This is a genomic window from Methylobacterium sp. Leaf100 (assembly GCF_001422845.1).
Taxonomy (GTDB): Bacteria; Pseudomonadota; Alphaproteobacteria; order Rhizobiales; family Beijerinckiaceae; genus Methylobacterium.
In genome coordinates this window covers 173926-194336 of the sequence record NZ_LMMW01000056.1, presented here as the reverse complement: position 1 = coordinate 194336, position 20411 = coordinate 173926, and the positions used below count along the sequence as shown (strand labels likewise).

Sequence of the window (20411 nt, the reverse complement as noted above, 5' to 3'; positions counted from 1 at the left end):
CGCAAGTGTTCTTCAAGAAGAACATTTTTAGTCGTCAGGCGCCGTTTTTCGTCGGCGTTCCCGCCCGGAACCGACTCGTACAAGCGCCGCCCCGCCGTGGATCGCCGCGAGGTCGACCCGCGGGGCAGGCGGCCGCGATCCATCCGGGTTCGGGCTCGTGCGGCGATCGCGTACGATGGCGTTCCGTTCACCGAAGCGGGCGCTTAACGATCCTTCAAAGGACTCGCGCGCAGGGTGCACCGTCCCTTTCCGGCGGAGGGTGGACGCTGAACGGAAACGGGACCTTCCGAATGCCAAGTCCCACTTCGGGCTCAAGTCCCACTTCGGGCGTAAGTCCCACTTCGGGCGTAAGTCCCATCTCGGGCTCAAGTCGCACTTCGAGTTCAAGTCCCACTCCGGGCTCACGCGCGTTGTCGCACCGCGGGGCCACCCTCCGGGCGGCCGTCACCGGTCTCGCCACCGGCGTCTCGGCGCGGAGCCGGGACGCGACCTTCGAGGCCGCCGGCTTCGACGCCCCCGCGGCACGGGACGCGGCGTCCGCCCGGTACAGGATCGCGACCGCGACGGGGCAGCTCGAGGAAACGCTTCACCTCAGCGTGCATATCGGCCTGACGCACGTGGTCGTCGTCGCCACGGTCCTGCTGCTGTTCTGGAACAAGGCCTCCGACGCCTACCTGCTCGCCCTGTGCGCCGGCGTCGTCCTACCCTCCGCCGCCTTCATCGCCGGCGCCTCCCTCTATCGCCGCGAAGCGTCGTCCGCAGCGCGCGTCGAGAAGGGGCAGACGACCGTCCGGCTCCTCGCCCTGTGCCTCGGCCTCGCCTGGGCGACGATGCCGATGGCCCTGTTCGTACGGGCCGATCCCGACCACGGCACCTACGTGGTCGCCGTGTGCGCCGGGCTGATGGCAACCGCCTATGCCCTCGGACCGATCCGCCATGTGGCGACCCTGTTCGCCGTGCCCGTGGTCATCGGCGGATTCCTCGCGCTGGCGGCACGCGGCGACGACGTCGCCCGCGTCCTCGCGGTCCTGTTCGTGATCTACGCCGGCTTCATCCTGTTCACCGCCAGACGTATGGCGCACGTGTCCATGGGGCGCATCGTCGATCGCGTCCGGGTCGCCGAGCAGAACGAGACCATCGGCCTCCTTCTCAACGATTTCACCGAGAATGCCAGCGAGTGGCTGTGGGAAACCGATCCCGACGGCCGGTTGCAGAACGTTTCGCAGCGCCTCGGCGAGATTTCGGGAAGATCCCCGACGCGGCTCCGGGACGCCCCGTTCGAGACGCTGTTCCGCGACGCGGAGATGTCCACGGCCGCCCCGGGCGCCGCCGCCGCGGAACTCGTCGCCCTCGTGGCCGGGCGCCAGGCGTTCCGCGAGCGCGTCGTCGAGGTGACCCTCGGCGGGACGCCGCAATGGTGGCGGCTGAGCGGCAAGCCGCTCTACGACCGGTCGGGCGGTTTTCTCGGTTTTCGCGGGATCGGCGTCGACATCACCGTCGCGCGCCAGTCCGAGGCCCGGATCGCCTACCTGGCGAGCTACGATTCCCTGACGGGCCTCGCCAACCGGGCCCTGTTCCAGGATCTCGCCTCGATGGAATGCGAGCGCGCGGAGCGGACGGGCCAGCCCTGTGCCCTGCTCTATCTCGACCTCGACGGATTCAAGATCGTCAACGACACCTTCGGCCATGCCCTCGGCGATGCGCTGCTGACCGGCGTCGCCACGCGGCTGAGCGCCCTCGCCCGGCCCGGCGACCTCGTCGCGCGCCTCGGGGGCGACGAGTTCGCCATCCTGCATCCCTGCGCCGACGCGGACGATGCCTTCGCCCTCGCCCGCACGGTGATCGGGCAGGTGAGCCTCCCCTACCTCATCGACGGCGTGCAGGTGGAGATCGGGGTGAGCATCGGGATCGCGCTGGCCCCGAACGATGCCACGACGCCCGAGGCCCTGCTGGGCCGGGCGGACCTCGCCCTCTACCGGGCCAAAGCCGCCGGCCGAGGCGAGGTGTCGGAATTCACCCCCGATCTCGAAGCGTCGGTGCTGAAGCGCCGGGACCTCGAAGTCGACCTCAAGCGCGCCATCGCCCAGGGTGAGCTGAGCCTGCACTACCAGCCCCTCGTCGGCCTCGCCCGGGGGGAGGTCCGCGGCTTCGAGGCCCTCCTGCGCTGGACCCGCAATCCCGGCGGCCCGGTCTCGCCGGCCGACTTCATTCCCGTCGCCGAGGCCTCGGGCCTCATCGCGGTGATCGGGCATTGGGTGCTGCACGAGGCCTGCCGGGAGGCGGCGCGGTGGCCCGAGCCGATCCGCATCGCCGTCAACATCTCGCCGACGCAGTTCCGGCACGCCGATTTCGTCCTTGACGTGTTCCAGGCCCTGGAGGCCAGCGGCCTCGCGCCCGACCGCCTCGAACTCGAGATCACCGAGTCGGTGTTCTTCGAGATGAACGGCACCACCGTGTCGAACCTGAAGGAACTGCGCGGGCTCGGCGTGCGCATCGCGCTCGACGATTTCGGCACCGGCTACTCGTCCCTGAGCTACCTGATCCGGTTCCCCGTCGACAAGATCAAGATCGACCGCTCGTTCATCAACGAGATGGGCACCCGGCACGAATGCCTGGCGATCATCGAGGCGATCCTGACGCTCGCGGCCAAGCTGTCCATCACCGTCACGGCCGAGGGCGTCGAGACCGTCGAGCAGGCGGCCATGCTGCGGGCGCGCCACTGCGACGACATCCAGGGCTTCCTGTTCAGTCCGGGCCGCCCGAGCGCCGAGATCGACGGCCTCATCGCAACCCTGCCCCACCGCTTCCAGGCGATCTTCTCCGACGAAATCACGGACGCGCGCGTCGCCGCATAGGCTTTTCCAGCGCACAGGAGGCGGGCTCACCGCACGGGAAGACCCTGCGATCAATCTTAAACGAAGCCGGGACGCTATCGTACGGCAACACCGCAGCATCTCCTGCGTTGGTCGGACATGCCGCGCTTCTTCATCAACATACGTGATGGTGACTGTCTCATCGAAGACGAGGAAGGAAGCCTCCTGCCCGATGTCGAGGCTGCCTGTCGCGAAGCCCTGCTGGCCGCGCGCGACATTCTCTCCTCGAAGCTTCGGGCTGGCGAGGAAGTGAACGGTCAGGTCTTCGAGATTACGGACGAGGACCGCGTCGTGCGGGCCTCGTTTCCGCTGCGAGACGTCCTGAAGCGCAAATAGCCTGGCCTGTAGCCTGCAAGTGAGCCCGAGCACGATGACAGCGTCCGCATCCCGTATCTGGACGCCCCGCTCCGGGCCGGGCCATCGGAGCCCGTTCCGGACGGGCGTCGACCGTGCCCTGGCCGACGCGTTTCCCCTGGCCGACGGCACGGACCTGCCGCACCGGATCGCGACGGCGCTGGTCCGCCTGGAGGATGCCCTGCGTGAGGGGGCGGGCGACCCGCCGCCGACGCGGCCCGAACGCAGCTGACCAATCCGTCCGAGCCGCGACGGGGCGCAAGGCACGGCCCGCGAGTCACGCGGAGCAAGTCACGCGATGTCTGCGGCGCGATCCGGCGCCGCCCCGCCGCGCACCATCGCGGCGACCTCCGCGCCCGCGCGCAGGCCCTCGGCGTAGGCGCCCCCGGCGGTCCCCCATTGCAGGCGCGACAGGGCCTCGCCGGCGAACCAGATCCGCTCGCCCACGGGGGCGTGCAGGCTCAGGCGGGCGCCGGCATGGCCCGGCGGCACCACCGCCCAGGAGCCGCGCGACCAGGGGTCGTGGCGCCATTCGCTGACCACCGGGATCGACAGGTCGTGCAGGGCGCGGGCGCCGAAATGCTGTTCCAGCGCCCGCCGGACCAACCGCCGCACCCCGTCCGGGCCGGCGCGGCGCGCGTCGAGGGACGCCGCCATGGGCGCGTCGAGCTCGAAGTAGTGGAACGGCGTGCCGTCGATGCGGGTGAGAAGCCCCGGAACCGGAAAAGGCCCACCGACGAGGCTGGCGAGGCGGTCGGCGCCCCGGAACGGGCAGGACGGCCAGTGCAGCACCGCGTGCTCGTAGATGCCGACGGAGAACCCCTCGATGGCCGCTGCCACGGCCGGCGGCAGGGCCGGGGTGAACAGGGACGCGTCCCGCAGGACCATGGTGGGAATCGTCACGATCACGGCGCGGGCCGTGCGGACGCCGCCATCCGCCAGGGTGACGCGCACCCCCGACCCGGCCCAGTCGATCCCCGTCACCGGGCTGTCGAGGGCGATGGGCAACCCCTGGGCGAGGCGGGCGAGGTAGCCGCCGTAGCCGCCGGCGATGAAGCGGTTGTCGCCGTACTCCATGCTGGGGAAGTCCTGCAGCGAGACCGCATCGAGGGGCCGGCCCGAGACGAGGCCGTGCACCAGTTCCACCCGGCGGCCCCAGGGGCCGAGCCCCGGCGGCAGGGCGCCGGCGGCGGGGCGGTCCGGTCCGCCGCGCGCCGCACCGTCGCTCATGGCCCGATCGGCCGCCGCGAAGGCGCGCCCGAGGGCGGCCGCTTCGGACGGACGGCCGGCGCGGCGTCCGACCCGGACGTGGCTCGCCTGCGCGGCGATCCGCAGGGGCTCGCCGCGGGCCTCGCCGAGGCGCACGAGGGGATTGATCGGCCCCGCATGGAGCCAGTGGGCGCCGAGATCGACGGCGTGGCCGCGCAGGGCGGCCGTCGCCACCCGCCCGCCGACCCGGCCGCGCGCTTCCAGCACCGCCACCGCGACCCCAGCCTGCGTCAGCGCCCGCGCCGCCGCGATCCCGGCCGCCCCTGCGCCGATGACGATCACCTCCGCGGCGGCCGGCAGGGGCGCGAGGCGCGGCGCGATGCTGGGCGGCAGGCTGTCGTGCTCGGGTCTGCGCATGGTCGGGTCCGGGGCTCGCTCGGCTGTCGGCCTATCAGAGGCCGGCGATGCGCGGCAACGCGCAGCGTCAGCGCCGCGCCCCGTCGCCGAGGTCGAGGACCTCGACGAGGCTCGAGCGGTCGCCCCCCGGTTTCGGGCTGCCCACCAGGGTGTGGATGCGCCCATTCGCCACGATGGCGCCGAAGCCGTGGCGCGGGGTGGGCAGGGGGACGTGCCGGGTCCAGACATCCCGCGCCGGATCGTAGGCCTCGACGGCGCCGAAGGTGCGGGCGTCCGATTCGCCGCCCATGACGAAGATCCGTCCGCCGAGCACCGCCGCCGCGGCCCCGCTCCGGGCCGTCGGCATCGGCGCCCCCGTGCGCCAGGCGTCGGCGGCCGGGTCGTAGATCTCGGTCACGGTGCGGTTGCGGGCGGGGTCGCCGTCGATCCGCCCGCCGATGGCGACGAGGCGGCCGTCCACGGCCTGGACGGCGAGGTGGTCGCGCCGGGTCGGCAGAGCGGCGGCCTCGGTCCAGCGGTCGCGCGCCGGGTCGTAGACCGCATGGCCGGCCGCGTTGCCGCCGCCCGAGACGCTGCCGCCGACCACGTGGATGCGGTCGCCGATCGCCACCGCGCCCCCTGCCGCCCGGGCGCTCGGCATCGGCGCGCGCGGGCTCCAAGCATCGGCCTTCGGATCGTAGGCCCAGACCCGGTCGCTCGCCCGCCAGCCGGCGCCGTAGCCGCCGAAGACGTAGACCCGGTCCCCGAACCCCGCCGCCATGGCGTGATGGATCGGCGTCGGGAACGCCGCCCCCGTCCCCCACGCGCCGGTGGCCGGATCGTGGACGAGGAGGCCGGTGGCCCCGTTGTAGTCGCCGATCACGTAGGCGAGGCCCGCCAGCGCGGCGACGGCCACCTCCGAGCGCGGGGCGGGGGCCGGCGCGGCGGCCCGCCAGGTGCCTGACCCCTCCGGCCCCCCTGCCCCCAGGCGCTCATGGGTGCCCACGGCCTCATGGGTGCCCACGGCCTCATGCGCGCTCGCGGACATCGTGGCCGCGAGGATCAGGACGGCGAGGAAGGCACGCATGGCGTCGGCTCCGGCTGGGCTCCGGGGACGAACGCGCAGGGCGGCCTAAGGCTGCCGGACGCGGACCGTGTGCGGCGGCACCCTTGCATCCACCCGCCCGCGCCGCCAGAACCGTGCCGGCAGAACCTTCGGGACGTGCGTGCGGGAACGGCGCCCGCGCCGGACGATCCGACACGAAGACGGGATTCGAGACACGGCATGCTGTTCAAGGCCGCCTTCGCCGCCCTCCGGCAGGTCTTCTCGCCGCCCCTGCGGGCGATCCTGTGGAAGTCCCTCGGGCTGACCGTCGGCCTGCTCATCGTGGTCTGGGCCGGGCTCACCCGGGCGATCAACTGGTTCCTGTCCCAGCACCACCTCTCGGTGGACTATCCGTTCCTCGACACCCTGGCGGTGTTCTTCGCCGGGGCCGGCCTGTTCGTGGGGCTCGCCTACGTGATGCCGGCCATCTCGATCCTGGTGGCGGGCTTCTTCCTCGACGACGCGGCCGAGATCGTCGAGCGCACGGACTTTCCCCACGATCCGCCGGGCACCGCCCTGCCGCTCGGCCGGGCGATGCTCTACGCCGTGCGCTTCGCGGGCCTCGCCCTCCTGGTGAACCTCGTCGCCCTGATCCTGTTCTTCGTGCCGGGCGTGAACCTCGTGGCGTTCTTCGGCGCCAACGCCTACCTGCTCTCGCGCGAGTATTTCGAGCTCGCCGCCGGGCGCTTCCGGCCCATGGACGAGGCCGGGGCCATGCGCCGCCATTACGGGCCGACCACCCTCACGGCCGGCGCGCTTCTGGCCGGCCTGATGGTGGTGCCGGTCCTCAACCTCCTCACGCCGCTGTTCGGCATCGCCCTGATGGTCCACGTCCACAAGGGCCTGAGCCGGCGCACCCCCCTCGCCCCGCCCGAGGCGCCCGCGCGCCTGCGCTGACGCGCCCCCGGGTGACAGGCCGGCGGTTTTCGTCGGCATCCGGCTCCCCCAGGGCCCGGAACTGTTCTAGATAGTCCCCCGTCGAAGCCTGCCGGTTGAAGCCTGCCGGTTCCGGCACCCGTCCAGGACCGGCGCGGACCCGTGACCCGATCGGGGCACGGCCAGGCGCACCGGGGCCGCTTTTCGAGACGTTTGAGAGCGATGACCGGCTTCGAGACCCTTCCCCTCACCCGCCCCGACGCCCAGCTCGTCACGGTGTTCGGCGGCTCCGGCTTCCTCGGCCGCCACGTGGTCCGGGCGCTGGCCAAGCGCGGCTACCGCATCCGGGTCGCCGTGCGCCGGCCCGACCTCGCCCTGTTCCTCCAGCCGCTGGGCAAGGTCGGCCAGATCGTCGCCGTGCAGGCGAACCTGCGCTACCCCGAATCCATCGCGGCGGCGGTCCACGGCGCGGACGTGGTGGTCAATCTCGTGGGCATCCTGCAGGAGACCGGGCGCCAGAGCTTCGCCAAGCTCCAGGCCGAGGGCGCCGGCGAGATCGCCCGCGCGGCCGCCGCCGTCGGGGCGCCCCTCGTCCACGTCTCGGCCATCGGGGCCGATGCCGGCTCGCCGTCGGCCTATGCCCGCACCAAGGCGCTGGGCGAGGCCCGCATCGGGGAGGCGGGAGGCGAGCACGTGATCCTGCGCCCGTCCCTGGTGTTCGGCCCGGGCGACAGCTTCTTCAACCGCTTCGCGTCCCTGGCCCGGGTCCTGCCGGTGCTGCCGCTCGCCGGGGCCCGGAGCCGATTCCAGCCGGTCTATGTCGGCGACGTCGCCGAGGCGGTGACCCGGGCGGTGGAGGGCCGCGTGCCGGCCGGACGGGTGTACGAGCTCGGCGGCCCGGAGGTCGCCACCCTGGACGCCATCGTGCGCTACATGCTCACGGTGATCATGCGCCGCCGCAAGGTGCTCGATCTACCCCTGCCCGTCGCCCGCCTCCAGGCCCGCGCCCTCGAGATCGTCGACACCCTCACCCTCGGCCTCCTGCCGGATTCCCTCAAGCTCACCCGCGATCAGGTCACCCTGCTCCAGTCCGACAACGTCGTCTCGGAGGCGGCCAAGGCGGAGGGACGCACCCTGGAGGGCATCGGCCTCCAGCCCACCACCATGGAGGCGGTGGTGCCGGGCTATCTCTGGCGCTTCCGCACCGCCGGCCAGTTCGCCAAGCCCCGCGTCGCGGTGGAATCCGAGGTCCCCGAGACCCTGGCCCCGGTGCCCTACGCGCCCTCGAAGCCGAGCGGGCCGGCGCTGGGCCCCGACGCCAGCCAGCCGAGCCGGATGGGCACCCGCTGGGGCACCCGCGGCTGAGACGGCGCGCCCCGTGAGCGTCGCGGTGGGGTTCCTCCTCGTCTTCCTCGGCTCGGGCCTCGGCGGCATGGCCCGCCACGGCGTCGGCCTCGCGGCCGTGCGCCTCGGTCAGGGCTTTCCCTTCGGAACCCTCGCCATCAACATCCTGGGCTCGACCCTGATGGGGGTGCTGGTGGGCTGGTACGCCCTGCGCGGCGGCAGCCAGCCCCTGCGGCTGTTCCTCGCCACCGGGGTGCTCGGCGGATTCACCACCTTCTCGACCTTCGCCCTCGACGGGGTCGTCCTCCTGCAGCGCGGGGAGAATGCCGCCGCCCTCGCCTACATCTTCGGCTCCGTCTGGATCGGCCTCGGCGGCCTCCTGCTGGGACTCCTGGCCATGCGAACGCTGCTGTAGCGGGCGGTCACCGCGCTCGATCTTTTTTCGTCGTCCCCGTTTGTCGTCTCCCGTCCGCCGTCCCTTCGCGGGCCGACGCGGCAAACCCATGCCCGCGCTCGGATTTTACCGAAGACCTGGAATTGATCCAAATCGAAGCTGGGTCTTTTAGGCTCGAAGCATCGATTTATACGCATTCCAATGTTTCCCAATACGATTGAAATCCATCTTGTTGCACTGCATTGCTGTCATCGTCGATTCGGCGACGGGCAGGGAGGCGACGATGATGGAACGGGCACTGGATTGGGTCCGGGGCTATGCGCAGCTCGCCTGGTGGGACGGCTCCTGCATCGACCTGCGCCTGCACCGCCTGACCGACTTCATCGATTTCGTCGCCACCGCCCCGGATCCGGTCGCGGCCCACATCCGCCGGAGGACGCCCGCGTGAACCCCCGCCTCAACGCCGACCCCGCCCCTCACGCCTGCGCCGAGGCGGCTTCGGCCGAGGACACCCTGGACGAGTCCCTGCGCCGGGCGTTCTGGCAGAGCCTCAACCGGGCGCCGCTGCCGGCCATGCAGGCCCTCGAAACGGCGGCCCGGACCCTCGGCGCCCTCTACCGGCAGGTGGCCCGGGCCCACGAGCAGCCCGGCGGATGCGGGTGCGGCTGGGAGCCCGACCCCGATTGCGACCTCATCGTCCTCGAGGCCAACCTCGCCGCCGCCCTGCTTCATCCGCCGCAGCCGGATCTCCTGCGCATGCCGGCCGCCGGATCCGCCTGACGCGACGCGGGCGGGGCGGGCCGCCCGCGGATCCGAACTGCGCGCGGGTACCGCTTCCACACCCAAGGTCCCTTCCTCACTCAAGGTTACCCTTTCCTCACACACCGTAGCGGATCATGGCCGCAGGCACTGGGAAGGGGCGCGGCATGGACGGATTCTATCGCGGCATCGAGGTATCCCTGCTCGGGTTCAGCCTACTTCTCGGGCTCGGCGCCATCCTGCTTCCGTCCTCGCCCGGTGGCCTGCCGGGCGACGCACAGGTCGCCGTCACCCTTCCGATGATCACCGTGACGGCGAATCCCTGAGCCGGCGAAGCCTGGTCTTGGGGCGAACGACACTTTTCTGCCACCGGGGCGCCTGAATTCCTGCAACCCTTCCGGCCCGCCGCGACTTGATCTGTCGTAGCGAGAGCGGCCTTCGCGGCCGTTCCGAACGGTGGTCGAGGGTACCGAGCGGTGCGCGGTCAGGATTCAGATATGTCGGTCTTTCACACACGGCTGTCCGCCATGGCCGCGGGCGCCCTATTTGTCACGTGCGTCGGCCTTTCCGGCGCCCAGGCGGCGCCCGCCGCGAACCAGGGTTCGTCCGAGGCGTCCGCCCTTCCCAACCGTCCGATCACGGCCGTCGCGGCCATGACCGAGGGGGACGACGACCTGACGAATTGCAGCCGTTCGCGCCGCCGCCTCTGGGTCGATGGCGAGGGCTGGATCGTCCGGCGGGTCACCACCTGCCGCTGAGCGACCCCGCGAGGGTCGCGGACCGGAGGACGACGCGATCCCCCGTGGATCGGACCCGCCGCGAGGCGGGTTTCTTCGTCGGGCCGAGGCCTACGCACTCTTCCCCTCCCCCACCCGCCGGAACGCCGGGGCGGTCCGGCGGTTTGTGCCTCATGATGCCGGCCAGGAACGAGGCCCCGTTGCGGAGTGCGCCACCGATGATCACGCGTCTCAAGGCGACCCTGCTGGGAGCCGCCCTCTCGTGCGCGACCTTCGCCGGCGCGCAGGCACAGGCGATCTACGGCGACGTCGGGCCGGGCCACGGCTACGCCGGCTCCGCGATCCGGGGCGACTATGTCGGCGCACCCCTCACCCGGTTTCCGCGGCCCGACCAGATCGTCCCGAGCGCCTGGGGCTACGGCACCTACGGCGTCCCCACCGTCTCGGGCATCCACCCTGCGCCCGTCGGAACGCCCACCGTCTACGTGATCGAATCGCCTGCACCCACCGCCCGCGCGACCGCAAAAGCGCGTACGACGCCAGGACCACGGGTGCTCGCACGCGACCGCGCGAGCCGGTTCGCCCCGGCGCCGTCCGCCACGCCATACGCGTCGGCCGGGGGCGCACGCGTCGTGCCCGTGAGCGTACCGGCCCGGCAGGCAACGTTGCGCTGAGCTTGGCGAAGCATCGCGGGCGGCGAGAAAACTTGGCAACAATTTAATCTCTCGGCGATACCTTCCGAAAACGTGAGGGGCACGCCATGCATATTGTTCTCGTCGACACCAGCCGCGTCGTTCTCAAGATGATCGCCGCCCTGCTCGAGCCCAACGGGCATACGGTCACGGCCTTCACGAACTCCAGCGAGGCCCTGGATTTCGTCGAGACCACACAATCCGTACGCGTCCTGATCACCAGCCTCGAAGTCAGGCCCCTCAGCGGCCTGGAACTGTGTTGGTCCGCCCGTCTGCTGGCGGAGGCCAATCGGCCTCTGTACGTGATCACCATGTCCTCGGCGCGCAACGCCCGAAACCTTGCCGAAGCCCTCGACAGCGGCGCCGACGACTTCATCGAGAAGCCGCCCGGCCCCGAGGAGCTCCACGCCCGGCTCCGCGCCGCCGACCGGCTCACCACCATGCAGAGCGAGCTGATCCGCCTGGCCCAGACGGATTCGCTCACCGGCCTGCTCAACCGCCGCGCCTTCTACCAGCGCGCCCGCGAGGCGGCCGACCGGGCCGGCAACCACGGCAAGATGTCGGCGATCCTCCTCGACATCGATCACTTCAAGCGCATCAACGACGAGTACGGCCACGATGTCGGCGATGCGGCGATCCAGGCCGTCGCCCGCGAGATCGGCACCGAGGGCATCGTCGGGCGCCTCGGCGGCGAGGAGTTCGGCATCGTCCTGCCGCATCGTCCGGCGGCGGAAGCGGAGACCCTCGCCGGGCGCCTGCGCCGGGGAATCGAGGCCCTGCGCATCCGCGGGGCGCGGGCACCGATCCGGCTCACCTGCAGCTTCGGCGTCAGCGACTGGATCGAGGCCGACACGGTGGAGGGCCTGGTCAAGCGCGCCGACATCGCGCTCTACGAAGCCAAGTCCACGGGCCGCAACCGCGTGGTCACCGCGACCTCCGACCTGATCCTCGCCCGCGCCGGCTGATCCCCCTCTCCCATCGGGACTTCGGCCTGTACCGCCGCGAGACAGCGGCGTACGGCATCCCGCGGAGTCATCGTCACTGGCATCGCCCGGCCCCTCCGCGCTGATCTTGAAATCACACAAGACATGGTAAACAGAAGCCTGGAACAGATCTTGAAGTGAACCTTCGCAGTACTGCCGCGGTGTCTCGTGGTGGCACATGAGGGGGATTGCGGCATGCATCAGGCCGTTGGAGTATTGATCGTCGATGAGCCGCACGGGCTGCAGCCGAGCTTTCGGGCGGCCCTCGAGCACGAGCCGACCCTGCACACGGTGAGCGAAGCGGACCTGTCCCGCGGCGGATCGGACGTGCCCGGGGCCAATGTCGCCCTCGTGGTCGTCGGCGACGGGGATCCCGAAGGTGGGGTGGCGCGGATCGGCGGTCTGCGGGCCCGGTGTCCCGGCCTCAAGATCGTCGCCGCCTTCGAGACCCTGGACGCCGCCGCGATGGCGCGGCTGGTCGCGGCCGGCACCGACATGTTCGTCGCCCGCACCGCCTCCGCCCGGGTCGTCTGCGCCGCCATCCTGGCCCTGGCCGGCCTGGACGCGCCGGCGCAGGGTATGGCCCCCACCGACGGCCTGACCCCGCGCGAGGCGGAGATCCTGCGGTTCCTCAGTGCCGGGTTCAGCAACAAGGAAGTAGCCCGCCGCCTCGGCCTCAGCGTCCGCACCGTGGAGACCCACCGGCTCAACCTGCGCCGCAAGACCCAGACCGGTCGCCTCAAGGACCTCGTCGCCCTGGCCCGCCAGCTCGGTCTCGCCCCCGTGACGGACACCGAGGGATCCACCCCCGTGCGCCGCACGGCCGGCCCGTCCACGGGCCAGTTCGCCCTCCCGGCCGGCTTCTGACGCTACGCCCGAACCGTTTCGTCGAGCGCCGAGAGGGGCCGCTTGGGTTTCCGCGCGACATCCTCGCCGCGGACCGCCTCCTCCAGGGGCTCCGGGCCTTTGCGCAGGAGCTTGGCGAGGTAGTACGAGCCGAACCCGAAGATGATCGCGTAGGCGACGAGGAATGCGACGAGGGAGGTGGTGACCGCGTTGACCGTGAGCGGCGAGTGCGCGTCCGCCGTGCGCATCTGCCCGTAGACGATGTAGGGCTGGCGCCCGATCTCGGCGGTGAACCAGCCGAACAGCACGGCGCCGAATCCGGACGGCGTCATCAGCATCGCGGCATTCAGGAACCAGCGGTTGGTGTAGAGGGTGCCGCGCCAGCGAAGGTACAGGCTCCAGAGGCTCAGGCCGAGCATCGCCAGCCCGATGGCGACCATGATGCGGAACGAGTAGAACACCGGCCAGACCGGCGGCCGCTGATCGGGCGGCACGTCCTTCAGGCCCGGCACCACGCCGGAGAAGTCGTGGGTGAGGATGAAGGAGCCGAGCTTCGGGATACCGATCTCGAAATCGTTGCGCTCCTCCTTCATGTTCGGGATCGCGAACAGCAGCAGCGGCATGTTGGCCTGCCGGTCCCAGTTCGCCTCGATGGCCGCGAGCTTCGTCGGCTGGTGCTTGAGCACGGCGAGCCCGTGTGAGTCACCGATCATGATCTGCAGCGGCGTGCAGATCACCGCGAACCACAGGGCCATGGACAGGGAGACACGCGCCCCGGCCACCTTGGCCGGCGGCTCCTTCCGCCCGCGAAGAATCATCCAGGCCGACATGCCCGCCACCGCGAAGGCCGTGGTGAGGAAGCAGCCCATTACCATGTGGGCGTAGCGGATCGGGAAGGACGGGTTGAAGATCACCTGCCACCAGTCGGTGGCCACCGCCCGGCCGTTCTCGACGACGAAGCCGGCGGGCGTCTGCATCCAGGAATTGGCCGACAGGATCCAGAAGGCCGAGATCAGGGTGCCGATGGCGACCATGCAGGTGGAGACGAAGTGCAGGCGGTCCCCCACCCGCTCCCAGCCGAACAGCATGATTCCGAGGAAGCCCGCCTCGAGGAAGAACGCGGTAATCACCTCGTACTGGATCAGCGGCCCGAGCACGTTGCCGGTGAAGTCGGCGTAGCGCGACCAGTTGGTGCCGAGCTGGTAGCTCATGACGATGCCGGACACGACGCCGAGGCCGAACGACACCGCGAAGACCTTCACCCAGAAGCGGTAGAGGTTCTGGTACAGGGGGTTGCCGGTCCACAACCACTGGCCTTCGAGGCGAGCGAGGAAACTCGCCAGCCCGATGGTGAAGGCCGGAAAGATGATGTGGAAGGCCATGGTGAAGCCGAACTGAATCCGCGAAAGCAGAAGCGCATCGACATCCATGGATCATCCTCCCGTCCGGCCCGCGTCCCCCGGCGGGACTTGTCCGGAAGGACAGGCCCGGGAGAACTTGCTCGAATCGGTCTACTCTACTGTAAATTCGCGCGCGCGGCGCGGCTTGGTCGCAGCCCTCGGCTTCAGGCGCGCGGGAGCCGACGGCGCGGACCGCGCGCCAGGGCGAGCGCACCGACGAGACCCACGGCGGCGAGACCGCCGAGGCCGGCCAGCATCCAGTCGCGCTCGCGGCTGGTCCAATACTCGCTGCGCGTGGTTTCCGTACGGTCGCCGAAGCGCCCGTCGATGCGGGCCGGTCCCGGAACGGGCTCGAACAGATTGCCGGGTTTGTCCGCAGCCGGTGCGTCCGTGAGTTGGGCGTCCCACATGCTGGCGGCCTTGGAATCGGCGAAGCCGGGCGCGATCACCTGTGCCGCATGCATCATCAGCACGCTGCGACCGACCCAGACGTCCCGTTGCGGCTTTGCCGCCGTGGATACGATGGCCTCGGCGCACAGGCGCGGGTCGTAGACCGGGTCGGGGGCGTATTGGCCGTGGCCCGTGCGGTTGCGGGCCCAGTTGAATTGCGGCGTGTTGACCGCCGGCAGGTAGACGATGCTCAGAGAGACCGCGACCCGGTCGTGGATGAGCTCGCACCGCAGGGCATCGGTGAAGCCGGTGACGGCGAACTTCGCGGCGCAGTACGGAGCCTGGAGCGGTGCGGCCCGGATGGCGAGGCCCGAGGACACCTGAAGGATGGCGCCGCGGTTGCGCGGCTTCATGAACCGCAGGGCCGCGAGCGTCCCGTAGACCTGGCTGAGATAAGTCACCTCGGTGACGCGCCGGTACTCCGCGGGGGTGATCCGGTCGGCCGGATTCACGATGGTCGCCATGGCATTGTTGACCCAGGCGTCGATGGGGCCGAGTTCGCGCTCCACCCGCTCGGCCGCCCCCGCGACGGCCTCGGCATCCGCGACATCGGCCGCGATGGCGAGGACCGGCCGGCCGTAGGCCTTGAGAAGGGCCTCCGTTTCCGACAGGCGATCCGGATCGCGGGCGATGACGGCCACCGCCCAGCCGCGCTTGGCGAACAGCTCCGCCGTCGCCAGCCCGATGCCGGCGGTCCCGCCCGTGACGACCGCGATGCGTGCCATGCTATCCAAAAATCCAGATCCGTCCGGCGAGCCTGCCGGGACGCGTCCTCGGCAACGGACGTGTTCGAATCCGGTTGCGGAGGGAGGTCCGTGCCCAAACGACACGTCTTCGCGGCAGCGGTCGGGATGGGTCTCAGGCGGTGGGCCGGTCGGCCGTCCCGGCATCGGGGGCCTTCGACCGGGATTTCGTGCGCCTTTCGGAGCCGGACGCCGTGTCCCGTCCGTTCGATCCCGCCCTGCCGACGGACTTGGTCGCGGCCTTAGATTTGGCCTGGGAGCTGGCCTTGGTCTTACGCGTGGCCGTCCTGACCGGCGTTGCCTTGCTCACCCTGGCGAGCCGGGCCTGGAGCAGCCCCAGCACGGCCGCCTCCTCGGGCTTCAGGCGCGTAAGGTCGTCGCGCAGCTCGTCCGCGACGGCGTGCTTCACCTGCAGCAGCAGGTCGCCCTCGAGGTAGCCGTCGAGCACCTGGGGGTGGATGTAGCACTTGCGGCAGATGGTCGGCGTGTTGCCGAGCCGGCTCGCCACGCTCTCGATGGCCGTCCGAAGGTTCTTCTTGGCGGCGGCCTGGCTGTCGAACGCCTCGAATTCCTGCAGCGCCAGGGCGGCCAGCACCGTGCCGGCCCAGGTGCGGAAATCCTTGGCGGTGACCGGCTGGCCGGTGATCTCGCGCAGGTACGCGTTCACGTCGGCCGAGGTCACGTCGCGGATGGCGCCGTCCGCGTCGCGGTACTGGAACAGCTCCTGGCCGGGCAGATCCTGGCAGGCCTTGACGATCCGGGCCACGCGCCGGTCCTTCACGCCGAGGTCCCAGGTCTTGCCGCTCTTGCCCTTGAACCGGAAGGTGAGCTTGGCGCCGGCGATCGTGGCGTGCCGGTCGCGCAGGGTGGTGAGACCGAAGCTCTTGTTGGTGCGGGCGTAATCGTCGTTGCCCACCCGAATGAGCGTGGTCTCCAGAAGATGCACCACCGTCGCCAGCACCTTTTCGCGGGGCAGGCCGGCCTTGCCCATGTCGGCGTCGACGCGGGCGCGCAGGCCCGGCAGCACGTCGGCGAAGGTCATGATGTGCTCGAACTTGGTCTGGTCCCGGGCAGCGCGGAAGTCGGCGTGGTAGCGGTACTGCTTGCGCCCCTTGGCGTCGCGCCCCGTCGCCTGGATGTGGCCGTTGGCGCGCGCGCAGATCCACACGTCGGTGTAGGCGGGCGGGATGGCCAGCGCCCGGATGCGGGCCAGGGTCTTCGCGTCGCGCACCGGGGCGCCCTTGGGGTCGCGGTAGGCGAAGCCCGTGCCGCTCCGGCGGCGGGTCAGCCCCGGCGTGGACTCGTCGACATAGGCGAGGCCCGCCTCCTCGGCCGCGTCCCGCGGATCGGCGACGGTGCCGTCCTCGTCCCGATCCGACGTCATGCGAAACGCTCCCCCGGATGATTTCGTGAGGCGACAACCGGTGGCCGGGCCGCTCCGTTCCGGGCGCGACATCGCGCTACAGCCAGCGCTCCATGACGATGCGCGGGACCGCGTTCCAGCCAAGGCCGGCGTAGAAGTCGCGCACGCCCACGTTGCTCTCGCGGATCATGAGCTGCGCCTTGGGAATCTTCCGCACCCGCAGCCACTCTTCCCCGGCCGCCACCATGGCTCGGCCGTGGCCCCGGCCCCGCGCCTCGGCCGCGACGTAGTAGAGCCAGCCGCGATGGCCGTCGTGGCCGACCATCACGCTCGCGGCGACGCTCCCGCCCGGCGTGACGCCGACGAGGACGTCGGAGTTCGCACGCCCGGCGGCGCGGTCGAGGTCGGCGTCCGGATCGTTGTGGGGCACCACGAGGCCGCAGGCGCGCCACAGGGCGATCACCGCCGCGCGGTCGTCGGCTTCGAACGGCCGGATCGTCAGGCTTTCGGTCGTTTGCATGGACTTGTCCTCCGGCGGTCTTGTCTTCGTGCGGTCTTGTCCTGGTGCGGTCTTGCCTTTCTGCGCGGCGAGGCATGCTACAGGCTGAGGGATGGATACGCCGCCCCACCCGCCCCACGCGCGAAAAACCCTGGTCTTCGTGGTCACCGAGGACTGGTTCTTCGCCTCGCACTTCCTGCCCCTGGCGCGGGCGGCCGTCGCCATGGGTCTCACCGTGGCGGTGGTGACGCGGGTGCGCGCTCACCGCGCGCCCATCGAGGCCACGGGTGCGCGGGTGGTCCACCTGGAGGCGGAGCGCTCGAGCCTCAACCCCATGGCGGCGGGGTACGCGGCGGGCCAGCTCGCCGGTATCCTCAAGGCGCTGAAGGCCGACATCGTCCACTGCATCGCGCTCCGCGCCATCCTGGTCGGCGGCACCGCGGCCGCCATGGCGGGCATCCCCGCCCGGGTCTACGCGGTGACCGGCCTCGGGCTCCTCGGCGCCCGCGCCGACGCCACCGGCCGGCTGTCGCGCCTGGCGCTGCGCGGCCTCATCCGGGGACCGCTCGCCTCGAAGCGGACCCGGTTCCTGTTCGAGAATCCCGACGACGCCCGGGCGCTCGGCCTCGACCCGGCCGACACCGCCGTCACCCTCGTCGGCGGGGCCGGCGTCGATCCCGAGGCCTTCACGCCCCGACCCCTGCCGCCGACCCCGCCCCTGCGGGTCGCCCTGGTGGCCCGGATGCTGTGGTCGAAGGGCGTCGATACGGCCGTGGAGGCTGTGCGCCGCGCCCGCGCCGACGGGGTGGCGGTGGAGCTCTCCCTCTACGGCGCGCCAGACCCCTCGAACCGCCGGGCGATCCCCGAGGCGACGCTCCGGGACTGGTCGCGCGACGGGATCGCGTGGCACGGGCCCACCGCCGACGTCGCCGGGGCCTACGCCGCCCACCACGCCGCCTGCCTGCCCTCGCGGGGCGGCGAGGGCCTGCCCCGCACCCTGCTGGAGGCGGCCGCCTGCGGGCGCGCGCTCCTCACCACCGACGTGCCGGGCTGCCGCTCCCTGGTGCGCGACGGACTCGAAGGTTTCGTCGTCCCGCCCGACGATTCCGCGGCGCTGGCCGCCGCCCTCGCGCGCCTCGCCGCCGATCCGGGACTCGTGGTGCGGATGGGCGAAGCGGCACGCGACCGCATCCGGGCGGGGGACTTCACGGAAGCGGCCGTGGCCGGCGCCGTCTGTGCGATCTACGCGGAGCTCGCCGCATGATCGCCTCGCCCGATCCCCTCGCCTTCATCCGTGAAAACACCCGGCTGCTGCCGGTGCCCCACGCGCCCGAGATCGTGCTGCATGTCGCCGACGAGGCCACCGCCCTGTGGCAGAAGACCGAGGACGAGCTCGAGGCCATCGGCCTGCCGCCGCCGTTCTGGGCCTTCGCCTGGGCGGGGGGACAGGCGCTCGCCCGCTACATCCTCGACAACCCCGAGCTCGTCTCCGGGCGCCGCGTCCTCGATTTCGCCTCGGGCTCCGGACTCGTCGCCATCGCGGCGGCGAAAGCCGGGGCGATCCACGTGACGGCGAGCGACCTCGACGGGTTCGCGATCCCCGCCATCGGCCTCAACGCGGCGGCCAACGGCGTCGCCGACCGCATCGAGGCGGTGCGCGACGACCTCATCGGCTCCGATCCCGGCAGCGCCGTCGTGCTCGCCGCCGACATCTTCTACGAATGCGACCTCGCCGAGCGCGTCACCGCGTGGCTGGCCGGGCTGCATGCGCGCGGCGCCACGGTGCTGGTGGGCGATCCCGGCCGGTCCTACCTGCCGCGCGACCGGCTCGAACGGCTCGCCACCTACGCGGTGCCGGTAAGCCGGTCCCTGGAGGATGCCGAGATCAAGCAGAGCAGCGTCTGGCGCTTCATCGCCTGACGGCCTTCGGCATCACGGCGCGCAGGGCGAGGTGCGTCGGCCCGCACAGGGCGAGCGGAATGCCGACGACGAGGAGGCCGAACCAGGCGTAAGGCGACATCCAGGTCTGTGCGGCGGTGTCGCTCATGCCCCAGACGTAGTTGATGTTGACAGGGGTGAGGCCGGGATCGGGGCGCGGCGCTGGCATGGCGAAGAAGCAGACCGCCAGCACCACCACGGCGAGGCCCGACCACGCCGCCCAGGCGCGGCGGTCGTAGCCGAGGCGGCAGACGAGATAGATCAGCAGGAACGGCAGCCAGCCGTGGAACAGCGACAGGCCGCGCAGGAAGAGCGAATTCTCGGACTTGAACATGTAGTCGGTCATGCCGGTGATCGGCAGGCCGAACAGGCCGGCGGTGAAATCCGCCACCCAGATCACCTGCGGCGCCAGGATGCCGACGGCGCCCATGGAGATGGGCAGCGCGCGCTCGGTCCAGATCCCCCAGAGGGTCAGGATCAGGGCGATGTCGCAGAAGTAGAGGAAGTTCGTCGGCCCGTAATACCACCCGTAGGTCGGCACCAGCACGGCCATGAAAGCCGTGTAGGCGAGCTTGAGGGCCATCGGCAGGCGCTGGCGTGCCCCTTCGGAGGACGCCAGCGCACTGTCCCAGGGGGCCGGCGAGAGGGAAGCGCTCATGGTCTGAAGGTCCGTCCGGCCCCGATCGGCCCGGTGTCAGGACGATGCCGTGCCGGCGCCGCCGGGGCGGTGACGAACGGCACAGCTTACGTTGGGAAGGGCGCGATCAGAACCGGCCGCGGCGCTTGTTAGAACCGGCCGCGGCGCTGGGCGTCGAGGCTCCACGGGCCGGCGCAGGCGGCGGCGAGGTAGAGGAACACGAAGCAGAACAGGATCGCCGCGTCGCCGCCGTTGAGGGCGGGAAACGGGCTCTTCGGCGCATGGGCCATGAAGTAGGCCACCGCCATCTGGCCCGACAGGACGAACGCCACCGGCCGGGTGAACAGGCCGAGCACGATCAGCGCGCCGCCGACGAGTTCGAGCAGGCCCGCCATCCCGATCAGGGAGACCAGTTCCGGCGCGCCGCCGCCACCCATGCGTGCGGGAAAGCCGAGGAGCTTCTGCGTCCCGTGGGCGAGGAACAGCAGCCCCGCCATGATGCGTAGGACGCTGAGCAGGCGCGGGGCCCAGGTGACCGAGAGGGCGTTGGTGTTCATGCAGTGTCGTGCTCCGAGGAACGCCTCGGGACCCGAGGCGAGGGAGCCCCGCATCGAGCACGAATCGTACGGTGCGTCGATCCACCCCGGCGGCACCGGCGGGCGTCCGCGAACCGGACCGTGCCGGGCGGCACGGAAGAGGGCGCGCGGGGGCGCCCGTTCAGTCGGCGGCGACGGCGACGAGGGAGAACAGGGCCGCCAACAGGATATTGCCGGCGACGACGAGGGCGAGGACGAGCATGGCGATGGAATCTTA

At 71.3% G+C, this 20411-nt stretch carries 23 protein-coding genes; 15 read left to right on the top strand and 8 right to left on the bottom strand.

What is annotated here, in order from left to right:
- Positions 1-410: 410 nt before the first annotated feature.
- The 3 genes from ASF25_RS18460 to ASF25_RS18450 all read left to right on the top strand — a co-directional run bounded on the left by ASF25_RS18460 (position 411) and on the right by ASF25_RS18450 (position 3459).
- Positions 411-2855 carry an EAL domain-containing protein gene (locus ASF25_RS18460; protein ID WP_056266628.1) on the top strand — a complete coding sequence of 815 codons (2445 nt, stop codon included), beginning with the start codon at positions 411-413 and terminating at the stop codon, positions 2853-2855.
- Between the two features lie 117 nt (positions 2856-2972).
- The gene (locus ASF25_RS18455) at positions 2973-3209 is read left to right on the top strand and encodes a hypothetical protein (RefSeq protein WP_056306361.1); all 237 of its coding nucleotides are present in this window, start codon (positions 2973-2975) and stop codon (positions 3207-3209) included.
- A 34-nt stretch (positions 3210-3243) separates the two neighbouring features.
- A complete protein-coding gene (locus ASF25_RS18450) occupies positions 3244-3459 on the top strand; it encodes a hypothetical protein (RefSeq protein WP_056172325.1) in 216 nt (71 codons plus the stop codon).
- A gap of 59 nt (positions 3460-3518) precedes the next feature.
- Here ASF25_RS18450 and ASF25_RS18445 read toward each other — a convergent pair whose 3' ends face one another.
- Both ASF25_RS18445 and ASF25_RS18440 read right to left on the bottom strand, forming a co-directional pair.
- Entirely contained in the window at positions 3519-4853 is a 1335-nt protein-coding gene (locus ASF25_RS18445; RefSeq protein ID WP_056306359.1) for an NAD(P)/FAD-dependent oxidoreductase, read from the bottom strand.
- A gap of 67 nt (positions 4854-4920) precedes the next feature.
- Complete coding sequence (locus tag ASF25_RS18440) at positions 4921-5919, bottom strand: kelch repeat-containing protein (RefSeq protein WP_056306357.1); 999 nt, start codon at positions 5917-5919, stop codon at positions 4921-4923.
- Positions 5920-6117: 198 nt separating this feature from the next.
- Here ASF25_RS18440 and ASF25_RS18435 point away from each other — a divergent pair, with 198 nt between their 5' ends.
- The 10 genes from ASF25_RS18435 to ASF25_RS18395 all read left to right on the top strand — a co-directional run bounded on the left by ASF25_RS18435 (position 6118) and on the right by ASF25_RS18395 (position 12589).
- A complete protein-coding gene (locus tag ASF25_RS18435; RefSeq protein WP_056172332.1) occupies positions 6118-6834 on the top strand; it encodes a sulfate transporter family protein in 717 nt (238 codons plus the stop codon).
- 201 nt (positions 6835-7035) lie between these two features.
- Positions 7036-8178: a complex I NDUFA9 subunit family protein gene (locus tag ASF25_RS18430; protein ID WP_056306355.1), complete on the top strand. Its 1143-nt coding sequence runs from the start codon at positions 7036-7038 to the stop codon at positions 8176-8178.
- Positions 8179-8203: 25 nt separating this feature from the next.
- Positions 8204-8572 (top strand): fluoride efflux transporter CrcB, encoded by a 369-nt coding sequence (crcB, locus tag ASF25_RS18425; protein ID WP_082502924.1) that lies wholly within the window; start codon positions 8204-8206, stop codon positions 8570-8572.
- Between the two features lie 262 nt (positions 8573-8834).
- On the top strand, positions 8835-8999 hold the full coding sequence (locus ASF25_RS18420; protein WP_156369063.1) for a hypothetical protein: 165 nt from the start codon (positions 8835-8837) through the stop codon (positions 8997-8999).
- The gene (locus ASF25_RS18415) at positions 8996-9331 is read left to right on the top strand and encodes a hypothetical protein (RefSeq protein WP_056172336.1); all 336 of its coding nucleotides are present in this window, start codon (positions 8996-8998) and stop codon (positions 9329-9331) included. Before ASF25_RS18420 ends, ASF25_RS18415 begins: the two co-directional genes overlap by 4 nt.
- A gap of 146 nt (positions 9332-9477) precedes the next feature.
- Positions 9478-9636 carry a hypothetical protein gene (locus ASF25_RS23290; protein WP_200918827.1) on the top strand — a complete coding sequence of 53 codons (159 nt, stop codon included), beginning with the start codon at positions 9478-9480 and terminating at the stop codon, positions 9634-9636.
- A gap of 171 nt (positions 9637-9807) precedes the next feature.
- Complete coding sequence (locus ASF25_RS18410) at positions 9808-10068, top strand: hypothetical protein (protein ID WP_082479073.1); 261 nt, start codon at positions 9808-9810, stop codon at positions 10066-10068.
- A 197-nt stretch (positions 10069-10265) separates the two neighbouring features.
- Positions 10266-10721, top strand: a complete 456-nt coding sequence (locus ASF25_RS18405) for a hypothetical protein (protein WP_056306352.1) — start codon at positions 10266-10268, stop codon at positions 10719-10721.
- A gap of 86 nt (positions 10722-10807) precedes the next feature.
- Complete coding sequence (locus tag ASF25_RS18400; protein WP_056266647.1) at positions 10808-11704, top strand: diguanylate cyclase; 897 nt, start codon at positions 10808-10810, stop codon at positions 11702-11704.
- A 213-nt stretch (positions 11705-11917) separates the two neighbouring features.
- The gene (locus tag ASF25_RS18395) at positions 11918-12589 is read left to right on the top strand and encodes a response regulator transcription factor (protein WP_056172343.1); all 672 of its coding nucleotides are present in this window, start codon (positions 11918-11920) and stop codon (positions 12587-12589) included.
- Positions 12590-12591: 2 nt separating this feature from the next.
- Here the strand turns inward: ASF25_RS18395 and ASF25_RS18390 are convergent, their stop codons facing one another.
- The 4 genes from ASF25_RS18390 to ASF25_RS18375 all read right to left on the bottom strand — a co-directional run bounded on the left by ASF25_RS18390 (position 12592) and on the right by ASF25_RS18375 (position 17044).
- Positions 12592-13998, bottom strand: coding sequence for a cytochrome ubiquinol oxidase subunit I (locus tag ASF25_RS18390; protein ID WP_056306350.1), 1407 nt, complete (start codon positions 13996-13998; stop codon positions 12592-12594).
- A 134-nt stretch (positions 13999-14132) separates the two neighbouring features.
- On the bottom strand, positions 14133-15143 hold the full coding sequence (locus tag ASF25_RS18385) for an SDR family oxidoreductase (protein ID WP_056306348.1): 1011 nt from the start codon (positions 15141-15143) through the stop codon (positions 14133-14135).
- A gap of 133 nt (positions 15144-15276) precedes the next feature.
- Positions 15277-16545: a DNA topoisomerase IB gene (locus tag ASF25_RS18380; RefSeq protein WP_056306346.1), complete on the bottom strand. Its 1269-nt coding sequence runs from the start codon at positions 16543-16545 to the stop codon at positions 15277-15279.
- A 76-nt stretch (positions 16546-16621) separates the two neighbouring features.
- Positions 16622-17044 (bottom strand): GNAT family acetyltransferase, encoded by a 423-nt coding sequence (locus ASF25_RS18375; RefSeq protein ID WP_056306344.1) that lies wholly within the window; start codon positions 17042-17044, stop codon positions 16622-16624.
- A 91-nt stretch (positions 17045-17135) separates the two neighbouring features.
- Between ASF25_RS18375 and ASF25_RS18370 the strand changes: the two genes are divergently transcribed.
- Together ASF25_RS18370 and ASF25_RS18365 are read left to right on the top strand one after the other, a co-directional pair.
- Positions 17136-18287 (top strand): glycosyltransferase, encoded by a 1152-nt coding sequence (locus tag ASF25_RS18370; RefSeq protein ID WP_056306342.1) that lies wholly within the window; start codon positions 17136-17138, stop codon positions 18285-18287.
- Positions 18284-18943: a methyltransferase gene (locus ASF25_RS18365; protein ID WP_056306340.1), complete on the top strand. Its 660-nt coding sequence runs from the start codon at positions 18284-18286 to the stop codon at positions 18941-18943. The genes ASF25_RS18370 and ASF25_RS18365 overlap by 4 nt, the downstream gene beginning before the upstream one ends.
- Here the strand turns inward: ASF25_RS18365 and ASF25_RS18360 are convergent.
- Positions 18933-19544: a hypothetical protein gene (locus ASF25_RS18360; protein WP_244473094.1), complete on the bottom strand. Its 612-nt coding sequence runs from the start codon at positions 19542-19544 to the stop codon at positions 18933-18935. The genes ASF25_RS18365 and ASF25_RS18360 overlap by 11 nt on opposite strands.
- Positions 19545-19747: 203 nt before the next feature.
- A complete protein-coding gene (locus ASF25_RS18355; protein ID WP_056306398.1) occupies positions 19748-20155 on the bottom strand; it encodes a DoxX family protein in 408 nt (135 codons plus the stop codon).
- Positions 20156-20411 lie beyond the last annotated feature (256 nt).